Source organism: Streptomyces sp. NPDC007095 (assembly GCF_040634475.1).
Lineage (GTDB): Bacteria > Actinomycetota > Actinomycetes > Streptomycetales > Streptomycetaceae > Streptomyces.
This window is the reverse complement of the sequence record NZ_JBEYFS010000246.1, coordinates 1-16,930: the sequence shown is the minus strand read 5'-3', so window position 1 is coordinate 16,930 and position 16,930 is coordinate 1. Positions and strand designations below refer to the sequence as shown.

The 16,930-nt window shown below is 67.3% G+C and carries 13 protein-coding genes and 2 pseudogenes; 7 read left to right on the top strand and 8 right to left on the bottom strand.

Going from position 1 to position 16,930, the window contains the following annotated elements; genetic code table 11:
- Nucleotides 1-128 precede the first annotated feature (128 nt).
- Nucleotides 129-233: pseudogene (locus ABZ656_RS48465) on the bottom strand (AAA family ATPase); the annotation flags it as partial.
- Between the two features lie 587 nt (nt 234-820).
- On the opposite strand from ABZ656_RS48465, the gene ABZ656_RS48460 reads away from it, so the two are divergent.
- Complete coding sequence (locus tag ABZ656_RS48460) at nt 821-1,219, top strand: hypothetical protein (RefSeq protein WP_360277736.1); 399 nt, start codon at nt 821-823, stop codon at nt 1,217-1,219.
- Nucleotides 1,220-1,306: 87 nt separating this feature from the next.
- Here ABZ656_RS48460 and ABZ656_RS48455 read toward each other — a convergent pair whose 3' ends face one another.
- Nucleotides 1,307-1,549 (bottom strand): hypothetical protein, encoded by a 243-nt coding sequence (locus ABZ656_RS48455; protein WP_360277742.1) that lies wholly within the window; start codon nt 1,547-1,549, stop codon nt 1,307-1,309.
- Between the two features lie 178 nt (nt 1,550-1,727).
- Here ABZ656_RS48455 and ABZ656_RS48450 point away from each other — a divergent pair, with 178 nt between their 5' ends.
- A complete protein-coding gene (locus ABZ656_RS48450) occupies nt 1,728-2,687 on the top strand; it encodes a DUF1152 domain-containing protein (protein WP_360277733.1) in 960 nt (319 codons plus the stop codon).
- Between the two features lie 875 nt (nt 2,688-3,562).
- On the top strand, nt 3,563-3,694 hold the full coding sequence (locus ABZ656_RS48445; RefSeq protein ID WP_360277730.1) for a hypothetical protein: 132 nt from the start codon (nt 3,563-3,565) through the stop codon (nt 3,692-3,694).
- A gap of 3 nt (nt 3,695-3,697) precedes the next feature.
- Here the strand turns inward: ABZ656_RS48445 and ABZ656_RS48440 are convergent, their stop codons facing one another.
- Nucleotides 3,698-4,105, bottom strand: a complete 408-nt coding sequence (locus tag ABZ656_RS48440) for a hypothetical protein (RefSeq protein ID WP_101402681.1) — start codon at nt 4,103-4,105, stop codon at nt 3,698-3,700.
- A gap of 902 nt (nt 4,106-5,007) precedes the next feature.
- Between ABZ656_RS48440 and ABZ656_RS48435 the strand changes: the two genes are divergently transcribed.
- The 3 genes from ABZ656_RS48435 (at nt 5,008) to ABZ656_RS48425 (ending at nt 10,607) form a co-directional block, all read left to right on the top strand.
- Nucleotides 5,008-5,997 (top strand): helix-turn-helix domain-containing protein, encoded by a 990-nt coding sequence (locus ABZ656_RS48435; protein WP_360277727.1) that lies wholly within the window; start codon nt 5,008-5,010, stop codon nt 5,995-5,997.
- Nucleotides 5,998-6,108: 111 nt separating this feature from the next.
- Nucleotides 6,109-6,777, top strand: a complete 669-nt coding sequence (locus ABZ656_RS48430; protein ID WP_360277724.1) for an MFS transporter — start codon at nt 6,109-6,111, stop codon at nt 6,775-6,777.
- A gap of 626 nt (nt 6,778-7,403) precedes the next feature.
- Nucleotides 7,404-10,607: a TIM-barrel domain-containing protein gene (locus ABZ656_RS48425; RefSeq protein WP_360277739.1), complete on the top strand. Its 3,204-nt coding sequence runs from the start codon at nt 7,404-7,406 to the stop codon at nt 10,605-10,607.
- A gap of 538 nt (nt 10,608-11,145) precedes the next feature.
- On the opposite strand, the gene ABZ656_RS48420 is transcribed toward ABZ656_RS48425, so the two are convergent.
- The 4 genes and pseudogenes from ABZ656_RS48420 to ABZ656_RS48405 form a co-directional block, all read right to left on the bottom strand.
- Nucleotides 11,146-11,559 carry a cytidine deaminase gene (locus ABZ656_RS48420; protein ID WP_101402684.1) on the bottom strand — a complete coding sequence of 138 codons (414 nt, stop codon included), beginning with the start codon at nt 11,557-11,559 and terminating at the stop codon, nt 11,146-11,148.
- 21 nt (nt 11,560-11,580) lie between these two features.
- Nucleotides 11,581-12,273: pseudogene (locus ABZ656_RS48415) on the bottom strand (transposase); the annotation flags it as partial.
- A gap of 6 nt (nt 12,274-12,279) precedes the next feature.
- Nucleotides 12,280-12,468: a hypothetical protein gene (locus ABZ656_RS48410; protein WP_360277720.1), complete on the bottom strand. Its 189-nt coding sequence runs from the start codon at nt 12,466-12,468 to the stop codon at nt 12,280-12,282.
- Between the two features lie 117 nt (nt 12,469-12,585).
- Nucleotides 12,586-12,933: a hypothetical protein gene (locus ABZ656_RS48405; RefSeq protein WP_360277716.1), complete on the bottom strand. Its 348-nt coding sequence runs from the start codon at nt 12,931-12,933 to the stop codon at nt 12,586-12,588.
- Nucleotides 12,934-13,026: 93 nt separating this feature from the next.
- On the opposite strand from ABZ656_RS48405, the gene ABZ656_RS48400 reads away from it, so the two are divergent.
- Nucleotides 13,027-13,161 carry a hypothetical protein gene (locus tag ABZ656_RS48400; RefSeq protein WP_360277713.1) on the top strand — a complete coding sequence of 45 codons (135 nt, stop codon included), beginning with the start codon at nt 13,027-13,029 and terminating at the stop codon, nt 13,159-13,161.
- Between the two features lie 476 nt (nt 13,162-13,637).
- Here ABZ656_RS48400 and ABZ656_RS48395 read toward each other — a convergent pair whose 3' ends face one another.
- Nucleotides 13,638-16,163, bottom strand: a complete 2,526-nt coding sequence (locus tag ABZ656_RS48395; protein WP_360277710.1) for a carboxypeptidase regulatory-like domain-containing protein — start codon at nt 16,161-16,163, stop codon at nt 13,638-13,640.
- Nucleotides 16,164-16,930 lie beyond the last annotated feature (767 nt).

Here is a 16,930-nt window from a genome sequence, read left to right as displayed (position 1 = left end):
GACAGAACCCCTCAGCAAGGTTCATCGTCCCAGGTCAGGAAGGCACTTTCGTATTTCCGCCCCAGAACCAGCCATCCCCAAGTGAAACGGCGAGGTTAGGACCCCTCGCGCCTGCTGATCACAGGCGATCACTTGGTCCCGCTGGCTTTGTTCGCCCTGGTGCGAGCCAGGCGATAGGACTCGGTGCCGGTCTCGATGAGGCTGGCGTTGAAGGGGAGCCGGTCCACGATCGCCGTTCGGCGACCGAGCGGCAGTTGCACGAGACCGTGACCGCCCAGGCATGGGCCCGTGAGCACCGATGGGCGCAGGTGCGGGCCCGGCAGGCGGCGGCCAAGGCCCGTGCCGAAGCCGCCGCCGGTGAGCCGACCGCGCCGTCGGCCCCGGTCGTGCTGCCCGCTCCCCGCCCGGCACCCGTCGCCGCAGGGCATAGAGGAGGACCTGAAGTCCGGCGCCTCGGTCAGCGACGGCGTACGAGTCGTCGTGCAGAAGCCGTCGGGCATCCGCCCACCGGCGGTCCTGATCGAGTGCTCCACCGGGACCATTCCAGCGGAGTGCAGGGGCGGTCAGCCCGGTGGCGTGTCGGTGTTTCACGGCCCACCGGACGAAGTGCGCGGTTCGCTCTGGGTATCGAGGTTGATCGGCGAGCCATTGCTCGAACTCGGCCTGGGTGCAGGTTTCCAGGGTCAGGCTCTGTCTCTGCAGCCAGTCCAGGAGGGTGATGGCGGCCGTGACGTGGGACCGGACGTTGCGGAAGGTGAGACGCGGGAGCGCCGGCGAGTCGGCTGCGCAAACGGCGCAGGTGATGCCAGACGGCATAGCCGTGCAGGACTCGCTGATGCTCAAGGGGCCCGCGCTCGGCAACTTCCTGAGTGATCCACCGCTCTGCGGCATGGAGGGGTTCGTCCCGGGGTTCGAGTGCACCCGCGGCGACGAGCATCGACCGCAAGTGCGTGACCGCGTTGCTCGGCGACGTCGCGTCAAGCGACTCGTGGCTGACCTGGCGATGCTCGGTCACGACGGATCAAGCCCCGACCACGGCTGGTCAGCTGTGGCTGAGCGCGCTACCCGGCCATTTCCGAGCGTTGCAGTTGGCCACACACCCGAACTGGGCTATCAGGTCTGCGTGATCGTTATCCTCGCGCCGTCCGGACAAGGACTGCCACAGCAGCGAGTCTCCAGTGAATCGAGCCACCAACAGATCCGGATGGCTTCAAACTAGGTCCCATGTCTGTGCTGTGGACCTTGCTTGCTGCCCCCGCCGGCGCCGTCGCGACTACTCTGATCGGAGTCTTTGCGGGAAGTGCGGTCAGCAGGAGGACGCAAGACAGACATTGGGGCCGGGAGCAGTTGGCGGCAGCGTGCGCCTGCGCCGTCGGTGCGGCCATCCGGTCGTGTCGGTCCCGGACAGTCGCAGTAGGTCGAACACGACGAAGTGGGCCGGCCGCTCGGTAGCGGCCCGGTGCGCACCGGCGTCGCGTCGCTGAAGCCGGTTCTGCAGCCGATCGAAGGCGAGCCGGCCCGCCTCCCAGACGACCAACTCACCGTTGATGCGAACTGCTACAGACGGCTCATGAGTGGGCGTCAGTCAGGGCCATCACCGCAACAGGTTGACTCTGGGCGGTCGATGGTCGGAGGTCTTGATTCCGGGTACTCCGTGGCTCCGTGGCTCCGTCGTCGCGTCGAGAACTCAGGAGCGCTTGGGGTCGGGTCCCCGGACAATGATCGTCATGACGTCCCTCCATTCCAACCCACTCTTCACCCGGCTTGCCGATGCCGAACGGATCCTTGTCGCGGGCGCGGGCGGCGGCTTCGACATCTACTCCGGCCTGCCGTTGGCTCTCTCCCTCCTGCATCAGGGCAAGCAGGTATATCTCGCGAACCTCTCCTTCAGCGCACTCGCCGGTCTCCCGATCGATGACTGGGTCGCCCCCGACCTGGCCGCCGTCACTCCCGACTCCGCTTTGCACCAGAGCTACTTCCCGGAGCGGACCCTCGCTCAGTGGATGCGCCAGCACGGCTACCCGTTCACCGTGTACGCCTTCCCCCAGACCGGGGTGCGCCCGCTGCGTGCCGCCTACCAAGCACTGATCGAGATGCATTGCGTCGACGCTGTGGTGCTGGTCGACGGCGGTACGGACATTCTGATGCGCGGCGATGAAGCCGGGCTCGGCACTCCAGAGGAGGACCTGACGAGCGTGGCGGCGCTGGCCGCACTGGACGGCATACCGACCCGGCTCGTCGTGTCAGTCGGCTTCGGTGTAGACGCGTACCACGGCGTAAACCATGTGCAGGTATTGGAGAATATCGCCGCGCTGGAGCGCGACGGCGCGTACCTCGGTGCGTTCTCGATACCGCGGGCCACCCGTGAGGGCGCCCTCTATCTTGACGCGGTGACGCACGCTCAGCACCACATCCCGGAGTACCCCAGCATCGTGAACGGTTCAATCGCGGCAGCCGTGCGCGGCTCGTTCGGCGATGTCCGGTTCACTGGCCGCACCCGGGGCAGCGAGTTGTTCGTGAACCCGCTGATGTCCCTGTACTTCGCCTTCGACCTTCCGGGTCTGGCAGCCCGCTGCCTCTACCTGGATCGGATCGAGGACACCCACCTGATGCGCCAAGTCCATTCGCGGATTGCCGAGTTCCGCGAATCCATAGTCACTCGCCCACCCCGCCGCTTCCCGCACTAGTGACCAGGCCGGCTGTGCGCTGCCCGGTGCCATCGCTGCGTCCGCCAGGAACGATGCCACGGTCAGCGAGAACTCAGGGGCACCACCAGTTCTCTGTCGGCTGCCAATCATCTACTCATGCGACCGACAGTGCGGACTCCCTGTGCATACACGACTTATCAACTTGCGAGTCCGCTGCTACAAACGCCGGAGACCGTGCCCCCTCCGCGGCGTCACCGATTGACGAAGTGAAGCCGCACCGCGGTGAGATCCAGATGGTTGAGACAACCCGACAGGTTAACGCCGTCCAGCCCGGTGCCCGCCGGTACCTGCGTGAGGGCCGCCGCCCGGATCTCGGGAACGAGGCTGTCATGTCCGTCCCATGCCGGGAGCGCACCAGCACCCGCCCGCATGCACGGCGAGCTGGGCCCAGTAGCCGTCCCACTTCGGCTCCGCTGCCCACCTGGCGGGCAGAGCGAGACTGTCCACGGCGACGGGTGAGCATCGGCTCGGGCAAGGACCACGGCATGCGGTTTTGCCTTCCATGCCGGGCACCGGCAGCCCGGCAAACCAGTCACCCGGCCACAGGCCACCGTAGGTTGGGACTAGCAGTGCCTCTTCGCCGCCGGCTGGGCGCTGAGCCAAAGAGATCGCGGCACAAGACAGTACTGAACGAGTCCCCGGTACTCGGCTTGATATGTCGCCACGATCGAGAAGTCGCTGTCGCGGCATGCCACGAACTGCCGTTTCCGCTGTTGCCCCGCGCCCATGTCGCACCGGGGCAGCGCCGCCGGACAAGGACAGAGGCCGGGTCCCCGAGCAGAACCACCCGAAGGATCCGTCTGTCTGGCTGCGCCCATTCACGCGACGTCCGGCGATCCCGCTTGGAGACGACCGTGACCAAATCAGGCAGCGACTACCTCAAGCGCCAGGCCCGGGAGAACGCCAGCGCCACCGGCTGCCGGTTCCCCGACGTCCTCGCCGAACTGCGCCGCGTACCCCGCTTTACGACAGTCTCTTTGCGCTGAATTTCAGATCGTGGCTTCCTTTTCCGCGCCGCCCATGATCACCGTGCCATTGTTCACGGCGAAGGCCGTGAAGCCTACTCGGTGACCTTCTTTCATGTCGAAGTTGCAGGTCACTGTCTTTCCTGCGCCCTCGGTATTTTTGCACGCTCCAACGCGACCATAGTCGGTCTGCCACCAGACCTCGGCGTGGTAACCGTCGGAGTTCTCGTCCTTGAGGGTGAAGTAGTCGCCATAGCTATGGAAGCAGGCGGTTGCCGCGAGTTTGAGTTTGTCGCCGTCGGTGGGGTCCTGTGTGCTTACCGTCGCGCATGTGACGGTCTCCGCGAAATCGTCAGCGTTAGCTGGTCCCGTGCCCAGGCTGAAGCCGACCAGTACTGCGACTGCCGACAGTGATAATCCGAGAGGCTTCACCGTTTCCTCCTTTAGTCTGCTGCCTTGATCCTCAGATGCATGCTTCCGACGTACATGTCACGTACGTCGGGCTTGCCCTGACGAATGAGTTCCCATCCCAGATGGAGATTGCCCATGACAGAGTCTTCCCTTCTGGCAGATCATGGTTGCACTCGTTGTAGTTGCCGTATCCGATAGATTTACAAGTACCACTGCGGCCCCATGTCTGCCAGGTCACCTCGGCATGAGCACCGTCCGGCTCAGTGTCCAGCACACTGAATACGTCGCCGTAGTGATACCAGCAGGCAAAGCCACCCTTTATCTCATGACATTCTCCGTCGTCGGCGCTTGCCGTTCCCGCGCCGCCCAAGACTCCGGATAGGGTCAGAAAAGTTGCGGCAAGTCCTGCCAGAATATCTCTCACTCGCACTCCAGCCTCCGTTTGTTCCCGCGCCTCGCCATGCACAAAGGGCGGGCGCCCTCAGCGCATGCGTCTCACGGTATGCAACAGCAGGTTGGATTTCGTTAGCAGCGAGTGCACACGTACTTGGCGATGCGTCTACTCAGCTGATTCTTCGGTTGGCTTGGATATGGGTCTACTCGAGCCGAACAGCCAGCGCTGGTTTCGGTAGTCGCTGGGCGACGTGTGTAGCGGTCGCGAGCCTGTACCCGCTGCCGATGAGCGCAGCAGCTGGTCGATGGCGGTGCCCGCCTCTGTACCGACCGTCAGGCCGCGACAGCCTCACGACTGGCCATATTTGGCGTATTTGGCGCCTGCGGGCCGGCAGCCGTTGACACGGTTGTTGGGTGAATTTAGCATCCCCCAAGGGCTTGGCCTGCGAATTTAGCCAAATAGCAAGTGACGAGAAAATTCTGACCAGCGCCCCTCGTCCCTGCTCGGCCGCATCCAAACGGGGTTTTTGATGATCGAGAAGGTGTTCCGGAGCGACGACGTGCCCTCGACCGATCGCTTCGATGCGTGGCGCAAAAGGCTGGGCAGGGACGTCTTCCCTCTCGGCCCGCGCGGGGACCAGGGGGACGGTTTCCGGTCGGAGACACGCTTGCTCAGGCTCGGTGGCTCACGCGTGTGGTCCACAGTCGTGGACCCAGCGACCATCCGGCGTACAGCTGAACTCGTCCGGCAGTCCGATCCTGGGGTATACACGCTGATCCTGCCGCTCATAGGCGGAAACGAAGTGGCCCAGGCCGACCGGGAAGCCGTCCACGGTCCCTTCGACATGCACGTCCTTGACTCATCCCGGCCCGTTCATCTTCGTCTTCTTGGCAGCCCATCAGTTTCCCTGATCGGGGCCGACGTGCCCAAGTCCGGGTTTCCGCTGCCCGCTCCTTGGATGGACCAGCTCCTTACCCAGCGATTACCAGGCCGGGAAGGCGTCGGGGCTCTGCTGTCGGGATTCCTCCTGCAACTAACCCATGACACCGCCTCCTACCGGTCGTCCGACGGTCCGCGGCTGGAGGCGGCACTCCTCGAACTGCTGACGGCGCTGTTCGCCCATCACCTCGACGCGGACGACAGCAGCGCGCCGAACAGCGCCCGGCGTGCTCTGGTCTTGGAGATCCAGGCGTTCATCCGCCAGCATCTCCAAGATCCCCAACTGACCCCGCCGGCCATCGCCGCCGCGCACCACATTTCCGTCAGCTACCTTCACCGCGTCTTCCAGGGGGAGGGCATCACCGTCTCATCCTGGATCCGTGAGCAACGTCTGGCGAACGCCCGCCGAGATATGGCCGACCCCACGCTACGCAGCACTCCCATCCACGTAATTGCCTCTCGCTGGGGTTTCCCACGAGCCGCCGACTTCAGCCGGACGTTCCGCAACGCCTATGGCATACCGCCAAAGGACTACCGAGACCACGTCTCAACCCAGCTCGCACCGCCTTCCGCCCTGTGACACTCGCCTGGTAGATCCACCCACCGCCCACCAGCCTCGGTCCCCTGGGGGTTTTCGGCCGCGTGATGTGGAAGAACTCGGGGCTGGTCCGATCCGGCTGTTCTCGCCGGGGTGGGCCTGGCCGTGCTGGCCGCCGCGGCGTTCGCGGTGCGCGAGCGGCTGGCCCGCTCTCCTGTCCTTCCGCCGAGCCTGCTGTGCTCTCGTGCGATGAGCGGTGGAGCCGTCATCGGCCTGCTGTTCAACTTCGGCTTCTACGGCATGGTGTTCACCGCCAGTCTGGAATTCCAGAACCAGCGCGGCTTCAGCGCCCTCGGCACCGGGCTGGAGCTGTTCCCGGCGGTGGCGATGACCATGTTCGCCTCCGTCCTGTCCGGGCGGCTGACCCGCCGCACCGGCGATCGTCCACTGGTGATCACCGGCATGCTCCTGGCTGCCCTGGGGCTGGCCGGCTGGGCCGCGGCGGGAGCCGACCCCGCCTACCCGCTGCTGGTGGCCCCGATGATGGCCGCGGGATTCGGTACCTCCTTCGCCCTCACCGGTTCAACCGCCACCGTGATGGGTGCCGCGCCTTCGGCCTACTCAGGCGCCGCCTCCGCCCTGTTCAACACCACCCGCCAGATCGGCAGCGCCACCGGCGTCGCGCTCGGCGGCAGCCTGCTCGCCACAGCCACCGACTACAACACCGGGCTGCGCACCAGCATGGCCATCGGCGCGCTCGCCTACCTGGCCGCCGCAGGCCTCGCGTGGCTGTGCGTGCCGGCGATACCGGAAATGACCTAGGACGTCTTGGGGCCGTCGGGCAGGCCAGGGCAGTCTGCGACTCGCCGGCCACAAGGCTGGATGGGGAATCCGGGCCCACCGATTTCTCCGTAGTGGCGGGCCTGGCCTTGTGTGTTCAGCGGGCGAGGGTGATGGGCTGGGCGGGGCAGATGGCGAGGCGCTCAGCCAGGGCGGTCTGCTCGGCGGGGTCAGCTGGTAACGGGTCTTGTCGGCGATCCAGCTGGTGACGTGGGCGCACCAGTAGCCGGCGTACGGGGGCCGCCACTGGGTCGGGTCCATGTCGGCCTTGGACCGGTTGGAGGCGGCGGAGACCGCGATGAGCGCGCGCGGCTCGTCCACGTCGTTGGCGTAGGCCTCGCGCTCCTTGGGCGTCCAGGTGGAGGCGCCGGAGCGGGCAAGGGGAGAGGAAGAGGCCGTGGCCCAACGGTCTGAACGGCGGGGCTTGACAACGATGTCGATCGGCGGCAGTTTCCACCAGGCGCGAACGGTGGTCGATGCACCTTCACGACGGGCCACAGGCCCGCTTCAGGACGGAGTTGTCCATGAGAAGAAGATCAGCGTTACGCACGGCGGGTTTCCTGCGAAGACGTGTCACGGTCGTCGCCCTCGTAAGCAGCCTGGCAGCCATGATGGTGACCGGCATCGAAGAGGCGTCGGCGGACGCACCGACGGCCCACCGTACTGCGTCGGTGACGTCCGGCAACGCGCGTTTCCAGGTCCTGTCCCCGACCCTGATACGTACGGAGTACGCGCAGGACGGGAAGTTCACCGACAGCGCGACCTTCAACGCGATCGGCCGCACCGCGTTCGCGCCGACCTCGTACACCTCAAGCACGTCCGGCGGCTGGCTGACCATCAGCACGAGCGCGCTCACCCTCCGATATCAGGAGGGTTCCGGGCCCTTCGACGCCCAGAACCTCTCCGTACAGTTGTCGGCCGGTGGGTCACCGGTCAGCGCCACGCCGTGGAAGCGCCTCACGTGTGCCCTCGGCGCCCTGTGCGAGGCAGAGCAGCTGTCCCACAGCGGGGTCGGCGTCGCCTCGGACCACACCGGTTACACCGGCTCCGGTTTCGTGGCCGGCTTCGAGGGGACGGGCGACTCCTTGTCGGCCGACGTCGACGTCGCCACGTCGGGGACCTACCAGTTCGACGCCCGCTACGCCAACTCCCTCGGGGGCGACGGCCAGACCACGACGCGCACCCTGACGTTGTCAGTGGACGGCGGCGCGAACCGGTCGGTGAGCCTGCCGGTCACCGCGAACTGGGATACGTGGGGCCTGACGAGCAGCGCGGTGCAACTCGGCGCCGGCCACCACATCATCACGCTGGCAAGGACCGCCGCGGACTCCGGGGACGTCAACATCGACAGCGTTGCCCTGGTGAACCAGGGCGGCAGTCTTCCGCCGACGTCCGCGACCGCGATCACGGCCTGCGGGTTCGGCGCGAACTGCGAGGCCGAGGCCGACCGCATCTCGGGCTCGGCGATCACGGCCACCGACCATGCCGGCTACTCCGGCAGTGGCTTCGTCGGGGAACTGAACCAAGGGGCAGGCGTGTCGGCCCACGTGGTCCGCGTACCTGCGGACGGCACCTATGCGTTGCAGGTGCGCTACGCCAACGCCACCGGCGGGGACGGCCTTCACCAGACTCGTACGGCGACGGTGTCCTCCGGGGGCACCACGCAGACCCTGTCGCTGCCCGTCACCGGCAACTGGGACACCTGGAAAACCGCAACGGTCCCCGTCACCCTCAAGGCCGGAGCCAACGACATCTCCGTCGGCTGTCCGGACGCCGCGAGCTGTCATGTCAACCTCGACACGGTCTCCGTCACGGCGGCCGGCTCGCCGGCCCCGCAACCGCACCTGGCGCTCGGCGGCTACCGCCGCAGCCTCGACGGCGTCAACGGTGACAACGGCGCGCCGCCCACCACGCCCGGTCTGCTGCACAAGGACGGCTGGTACCTGCTCGACGACACTGCCTCGGCTCTGTACGACACCGGCACCCGCCAGGTCACCCAGCGCCCTTCCCATGGCGGCGCGCCCTACCAGGACGGGTACGTCTTCGGCTACGGCCACGACTACAAGCAGGCCCTGTCCGACCTGACCACCCTCACCGGCCCGCCCCAACTGCTCCCGCAGTGGGCGTACGGCGTGTGGTACTCGGAGTACATCGACCGCACCGCCGCCGACTACGAGAACACGATCCTGCCCGCCTTCCGTTCCGAGGGCGTGCCCCTGGACGTCCTGGTGACCGACACCGACTTCAAGTCGCCCAACACCTGGAGCGGTTGGGAAGTCGACAAGGCCAAGTTCCCCGATCCGAAGGGTTTTTTCGACTGGGCTGCCGCCCAGGGCCTGCACGACACACTCAACGTCCACCCGAGCATCCTCAGCGGCGACCCGCAGTTCGCCCAGGCCCAGGCCACCGCCATGGGCAAGCTGCACAAGGGCGGCTGCGCTCCTGCCGCGAGCAGCGACTCCGGGGACTGCTACACGTTCGACTGGGGCGACCCCGATCAGCTCAAGGCGTACATGGACCTGCATCAGACCATGGACCAGCAGGGCAACGACTTCTGGTGGCTGGACTGGTGCTGCGACAACTCCCAGTCCTCGCTGCCCGGCGTCACTCCCGACGCGTGGATCAACCAGCAGTACGCCACAGACGCCGACAAGACCATCGGCCGCGGATTCGTCGTCTCCCGCGCCTACGGCTCCCTGCAGGCGGGCGGCTACAGCGGCCAGCAGGGGCTGCCCACCGGACCGTGGGCCGACAAGCGCACCACCGTCCACTTCACCGGCGACACCGCCTCCACCTGGGGCACCCTGAAGGCGGAGGTCGGCTACACCCCGGGCGAAGCGGCCGCCACCGGCATGTCGGCGATCAGTCACGACATCGGCGGCCACAACGACAGCACGAACCTGACCGGTTCGGAGACCTACACGTCCGACGGCACGACCCACACCACGCACAAACTCCCCGACGACATGTACGCCCGCTGGGTGCAGCTTGGCACCTTCCAGCCCATCGACCGTCTGCACAGCAACCACAGCGACCGGCTGCCCTGGCAGTACAGCGCCGCGGCTCGCGCATCCGCGGACAAGTTCCTCAACCTCCGTGAGAATTTGGTGCCTTACACCTATTCGCTCGCGCAGCAGGCCAACACGACCGGCGTCCCGGTCACCCGCCCGACGTACCTGGAATACCCCGAGGAGCCCGAGGCGTACTCCACGGCCGGCAGCGAGTACTTCTACGGCCCCGACATGCTCGTCGCCCCCGTCACCACACCCGGCACCACGGCGACGACCTCGGTGTGGTTCCCGCCCGGCAGCCAGTGGACCGACTACTTCACCGGGCAGACCTACGCCGGCGGCACCACCCAGAACATCACCACCGGCCTCGACACCATGCCGGTGTTCGTCAGAGCCGGCGCCGTCGTCCCGACCCGCACGAGCAACGTCACCAGCAACGACAAGGCCCCGCTGGCCAAGGTCACGCTCACTGTTGCCGCGGGCGCCTCCGGCTCCTACGCCCTCTACGAGGACGACGGAACCACCGGGCCCGGCCACAGCGCCGTCACGAAGATCCGGTACCGGGAGAACGGCGCCAAGCGCACGGTGACGATCAACCCCACAACTGGGACCTTCCACGGCCGGCTCAAAACCCGGCAATGGACCGTCTCCCTCCTCGGCGTCACCACCCCGAGCGCCGTCCGCATAGGAGGGTCCCAACTGTCCCCCGATGACTACCACTTCGACAGCACGACCCGCACCCTCACCGTCACGCTGCCCCCGCAGAGCCTGCATTCGCCGACCACCGTGACGTGCAGTTGACCACCACCTGGCCGACAGGCCCCGGTATCCACAGGGCCCAAGTACTGGTACCGGTGATCTGGTGACGGCAGACGTCGGCCCGCCTCAAGGAAGTTGAGGCGGGCCTTTTGCTGTCCGGGTTTTGGCGTAGTGGGCTGATCGGCGCCCCGTTGCCTAGGACTGGGCGCCCTCAGCCTGACGACGGCGGCAGGAGTGGCTTCCAGCCGCCGGACCCCGCCTACGGCAACACCAACCCCGACAACAGCGGCACCCACCACGGAGGTGGAGACGGTGGAGGGGGCGGCAGCTCACACCACAGCTGCGGCTTCTTCGGTTGCCACCTGTCCAACTTCGCCCACAAGGCCTACCACGCGGTTACGCAGCACCCCGTCATCGCCGCCGTCATAGCCGGATCGTCGGCCATCGCCGGAGCGGGGGCGGCAGCCGTCGCAGAAGGAGCCGAAACCGCCTCCGCGTCCAGGGCAGCGACGAGTGCCGCATCAAGCAACGTTCGCCCTGTTGTCGGCCGACGGTGCCGGCTCGTGCTGAGTGGCGCCGTCTAGTCGGCGTCGAGCTGGTGGTCGGCCCAGACGTAGCTTTCGGGCAGCAAGTCGGTGACTAGGACGGTTCGGACGCGGTCGTCTTCGCCGACGATGACCTTGAGGGCGGGAAAGTAGTCGAGAAGGACCTGACGGCACCGGCCGCACGGGGGAACAACCCCCCGGTCGCGGTCGCCCACGGCGACAATGGTGTCCAGCTCGTAGGCGCCCTGGGCGGCTGCCGCGCCGATGACGACCAGCTCGGCGCAGGGGCCTCCCGTGAAGTGGTAGGCGTTCACCGCCGTGACGATCCGGCCGTCCCGGGCGCGGGCCGCGGCCGCCATGGTGTGGTTGCCGCCGCGGCAGCGAGTGCGCGCGACGTGCGCCGCGGCCTGGATGAGTTCGTGGTCGACAGGGTGGGTCTGCGTCGTCATCTTCTCTGCCTTCGTCAGGTGTCAGGCGACGTTGACCCGAATGACGATGGTGTGCAAGCGAATATCGGCGGTGTGCTTGTTCCGCCAGATGATGTAGCGGCGGATCACGCTGCCCTGTTCCTTGTGGCTGCTGTGGTCGGTGCCGTCCAGCGCGAAGTAGCGCAGGGCGGTGAACTGGGCCTCGATCCGGTTCAGCCACGAGCTGTTGGTCGGCGTGTAGGCGAATTCGACGTCGTTGGCCTTGGCCCAGTCGCCGACCCGGGTGTCCTTCTTGGCGGTCAGGTGCGGGGAGAAGTTGTCGAGCACGATCGCGATGCGGATCTCGGACGGGTAGAGGCTGCGCAGGTAGCGGAAGAACTCCAGGAACCTCGTGCGGCTCTTCCTCGGCTTGATATGGCCGTAGAGCTTGTCCCTGCCCAGATCGTAGGCGGCGAACAGGTGCCGGACCCCGTGCGGGCGGGTGTAGGTCGCCCGTCGGCGGGGCCGGGGTTCCCGGTCGGGGTCCTTGTGTCGGCCGCCACGCTCGGCCCACTGCCGCCCGGGGTGGGGCTGGAGGCTGAGCGGGCCGAACTCGTCCATGCAGAAGATGACTTCGGCTTCGCCTTCCTCGGGTATGACCTCGCAGTCGGCGATGGCGTAGAGGTGCTCGACGCGGGCTTCCTTAGCGGCGTGGTCCGGGTCGCCGGAGGTCTTCCAGGTCTTTATGCGTTGAAAGACATCTCACGTGCTTAAGTCGCGGGTCGGAGGTGTTCCACGAGGCCAGTCGTCCCCCCGGTCGTCTCCGGTTGCCAGGCGGCTGCCGTCGGCGCTGAACTCCATGGCTGTGACGCGGCCCTGCCCATGGCCCAGATCCGGCGGACACGGCGGCCGACTGGTGCCGTGCAGATTTTTGAGGTCCCAGCGCAGCACTGACCCCTCTCCTGCACTGACGGCCAGTACATGCCGTGGATGCAGCGCGACTCGGGTGATCTCACTTTTCGCCGCTCTTATGGTCACCGGGTGGCGAAGCTGTTTCCTCTGCGTGCTTCACACCCGGATGTCACCTTGCGCGGTGCCCTCCGTGAGAACCCGGCCGTCCGGACTGCTGCCCCACGCGGTCGTCTCGGTCAGGCCGCCGGTCACGTAGCGGGTGGAGTACGGCGAAGCGGATGAGTCGATGAGCGCCCCGCGCGCCTCCGGGGTCTGCGCCGTCTGGAACGCGGCCAGGGAGAGGTGTGCCGTGAGTGCGGGGTCTGTTGGCCGTACGGCGTCGGCCTCGGTGCTCAGGCGGCCGGAGACCGCCCGGCCGGTCTGGCGGTCGGCTTCTCGCTTTCCATCGACAGCGAGTCCCGCAGCGATCACAGCGGTCAGCGCGAGTGCCACCGTGGCCGCCACGAGCCGCTGTATGCGCAGGATGCCGCGCGGTGGTGGCGGTGGCTGGCCGTCAGGAAGGCAGTCTCCCGCGTTCCGGCTTGGGCGGGGCGGGCGGTGCGCCACTCGCTGGCCACCTTCAAGGCATACACCTCCACGCTGAACGGGCTGGGAAGCGGCAAGGGAACACCGCCCAGGCTGTACTTCACCTACCTCGGCCATGCGGGCTGGGAAAAGCCGATCGGGCCGTAACCGGCCCACGCGCTGGGGGCGCGTCCGGCCCACTATGAGCACAGGCGCGCGTCCGTCCGGGCACAGTGACGCTCGCCCGGCAGCGAATGCGGATCCGGGGCGGTCGTAGGGGCGTGGACAGCGCGAAGCCCTGGCTGGACGGGGAAGACCAGCCAGGGCTGTGGGTGGTGGCGTGTGGAGGGCGGTTGCCTCCTCGAGCGCCGCGGCCTCGTGCGGAAAATGGCGGCGCGGCCCCGACCAACTCAGCTCGATCATCCGGGCCCGCATCACCGCATACCTCGGTGCCTTCCGCGCCCGAGACAACCGGTGAACGACCCTGCGTTCATCCTCGTCCCGCCCAGGCCGTGCCCGTAAGACCATCGCCCAGCACCCGCCCCCGAGCACGTCAACTACCCCGCCACCAGGACATATACCCAGCGAAAGAGGAACCCAGCACTAGCCGCAGGCGTTGACGTGCCCGGTCGTCGGTGCCGTGGTCAGGCGTCCGGCCTGAGGGCGAGATTCTTGCGGCTGACCCGATCGCGGTGAACCGTCGTTGTCCGGGTCAGCTCTGCGTAACCGGACGCCGTGACCCGGAGGGTGTGCGGGCCAGGGTTCGCCGAGAACAAGGTGTAGAAGCCGTCCCCGACGGTCGGGTCCTCCGGCGTGGCCGTGGTGAGGGCGGTTTCGTCCGGGTCCGCGGTATCGCTGACCGTGGCACCGACCACGCCGGCGCGGCTTGTGGCGTCGCGTACCGTGCCGATGGTCAGGCCACCGGGTGTGGGCACGAGGACGCGGGTCTGGACGTCCACGTCGTCGAGTGACCAGAAGTAGCCCCAGTCGGCGACGAAATGGAAGCGCAGCCGCACGGCTTTGTGCCCTGCGAATTGCCGGAGTGGGACGTGCGCGGTCAGGCGCTGCGCGGAGTCGCTGATCTTCGGCCCGGTCCAGACGTTCTCCCAGGTGGCGCCGTCGTCCGTGCTGGCGTCCACGGTCATGTGCTGCTGGTTGGGGTTGTACAGGTACGCGGTCTTGAAGGTGAGTTCCGCCGACTGCGCGGCGGACAGGTCGTACTCAGGACTGATGAGCTGGCTGTCCTGATGCGGTCCGATGGGCCCGTTGTCGCTCTCGACGATGGCGAAGGCGCCATCGCCGCCGGTGGCATTGCCGCGTTGGGTCGGGTCGTCGAACTCCCATCCATTGTTGGTACCGGCCGCGTTCACCACGCTCCAGCTCTGGGGCGCGGTCGTGGTGGAGTCGAACGTTTCGGCGCGGTCGGCGAGTTCGAGCCGGTAGCCGACGGCGGTGGCCGCGTCGGGGTCGGCGGTCAGAGCGACGTGCGCGGTGACGGATTTGTTGCGCACCGTCACCTTCCGTGCCAGGGGTTCGTAGCCCGGCAGGGCGGCGGTGACGTTCAGCGTGTAGTCGCTCCCCTTCGGCAGGTTCATTTCGTATGCGCCGGTGACCGGGTCGGTCCAGACCGGGGCTTCGGGGGACCCGTTCACGGTGAGTCGGGCGTAGAGCGGCCAGCCGTGTCCTGATCCGTCTTTGACGGTGCCGTGGACGCGCTCGCGGGGGATGGGGGAGAGTCGGAAGTTGTGGGTGAGGGTCTGGCCGTCCGCGATGTCGAGGGTGACCGGTGTGGTCGTTGTGTAGCCGAAGGCCTTCACCGTCAGGTCCTCGACCGTGCCTGCGGGGAGGTCGAGCGTGTACGTCCCCTGCGTGTCGGTCGTGGCGATGTCCAGCCCGGACCCGACGGTCGCGTGGGCGACCGGCTTGCCGGTGGCCGCGTCCTTGACCGTACCGGAGAGGGTGCCGTGCGGTCCGCTGCGGAAAGCGGCCAGGCCGGCCGGTGTGCCCAGGCCGGTCGGACCGTCGTAGCCGGTGCCGGCGTTGCACAGGTATGCGACGGAGCAGGTTCCGTTCGACCCGGTGGTGATGTCGTTGAGACCGACGCCATTTGCGGCGTAGGGATAGGAGTTGGGGGAGGTGCCGGGGCGCGGTGGCCCGGCCAGCGCGTAGATGGAGGCGATCACCGGTGTCGCGACGCTGGTGCCGCCGTAGCGTTGCCAGCCCTTGCCCTGTGAGCCGTAGGTCAGGTAGACGGCAACGTTGTCAGCGACGGCTGAGACGTCGGCGACACTTCGTCCCGTGCAGCCGGTGTCGTGCTGGAAGTCCGGCTTCGTCTGGCTGGACGCGCACCCGGAGCCCGGCCCGTAGGAGTCCCTGGTCCAGACGGTCTCCGACCAGCCGCGGGCGCTGGTCGGGTCGGCCGTCAAAGTGGTGCCGCCGACCGCGGTCACGGACGGGAGGGTCGCGGGGAAGGAGACGCCGTACTTGTTGTCACCGCTCGCCGCGACCACGGCGACGCCGGGATGGTCGTAGGAGGACCCGTAGGTGGCCAGATCGGTCGGGAAGTCACCGCTCCTGCCGTAGGAGTTGGAGACGTACTTCGCACCGAGGGCCACGGCCTCGTCCACACCGGCGGCGAGGTTGCTCAGATCGTCGTTGTCGGTTTCCACCAGCAGGATGTCGGCTCCCGGTGCCGCCGCGGAGACCATGTCCAGGTCGAGGGCGATCTCCCCGGCCCATGCGTCGCTGGAGCGTGGGTAGTCGGTGCCGCCGCGCTGGTCCACCTTCTTGAAGCAGCCGTTGGCGGTGGTGCAGGGCGGCAGGCCGTACTGGCTGCGGTAGATGGCCAGGTCCGCCTCGGCGTTGGGATTGTCGTAGGCGTCGACGATGGCGATTGTCTGGCCGGCGCCGCCGTTGGCGGGCAGGTTGTAGGCACTCTGAATGTCCTGCGGACCCAGCCCCGCGGGAACCTCGGACGAGCTCAGCCGCATCGTGGTCGGCTGGTCCGTCGCGCGCATGGCGTAGCACGTCGCGTGCCCCTTCGCCGGGGTGCCGCAGACGGGTGCCAAGTCGGGCTCGGCGTCGGATGCGTCCTGGGCCGTACTGGTCGTGGGCTGCGTGACCGTGGACGGGGCGGCGTGCGCAAGGGGCTGGACGCCCAGTAGTGCCATGGTCGCGACACCGAGAATCGCCGCGCCGCGATGGATTATGCGAAAGGCCGGGAACGCACCTCTCGCACGAGTGGATATCGACACAAGTCGCCAATCATGACTGGGCCCTCAACACGGGCCGACGGAAAGCGAATACGCATGAAGTGCGGGCGATCAATTAGCCGATGCCGATTGGCGGCCTGTCAACCCCCAGATTGTGGCGGGCGCATGTCGTCGGCGACCAGATCGAGACGAGCCCACCGATGTTCGGCGCGGTGAAGTCGAGCGTCCGGCCCGGCCCGTGGCCCGCGCCCCACCGCACCCCGTTCAACTCGCCATGGCGAAGTCTCGTGGACCGAGCCGCCGACCGGCTTCTCACTTGCGCAGGATCACATATGCCGCGCGGTTCGCCCTTGCCGGACAAGGCGAGTGGGCGGCAGAATGAAATCGCTCTCTCGCAGTTCCGGATTCCGCGCAACCCGGCGTTTTTTCTTCTTTCGATAACAACCTCAAGTTGATTCAGGGAGAGCTCGGCCAGCCGTTTCCAGCCTCAAATTTGCGGTGTTGAGTCGGATAGCGAGAACGGACTGAACGAGGCCGTGATGTGAACGCCCGCCGAGTGCCGACGGCTTCTCGGGGACCTGGTGGTCAACGACGTCCTGAAGGACACCGATGGCACCATGCCCGGCCGCTACTAGGTCCTGTCGTCAAATTCCCGTCGTCCGCCCGGAGGGCGGGCCCTGCGGCGTCAGGTGCGTGCTCTCGGCGTGCCGGGCACAGGCCCTCGT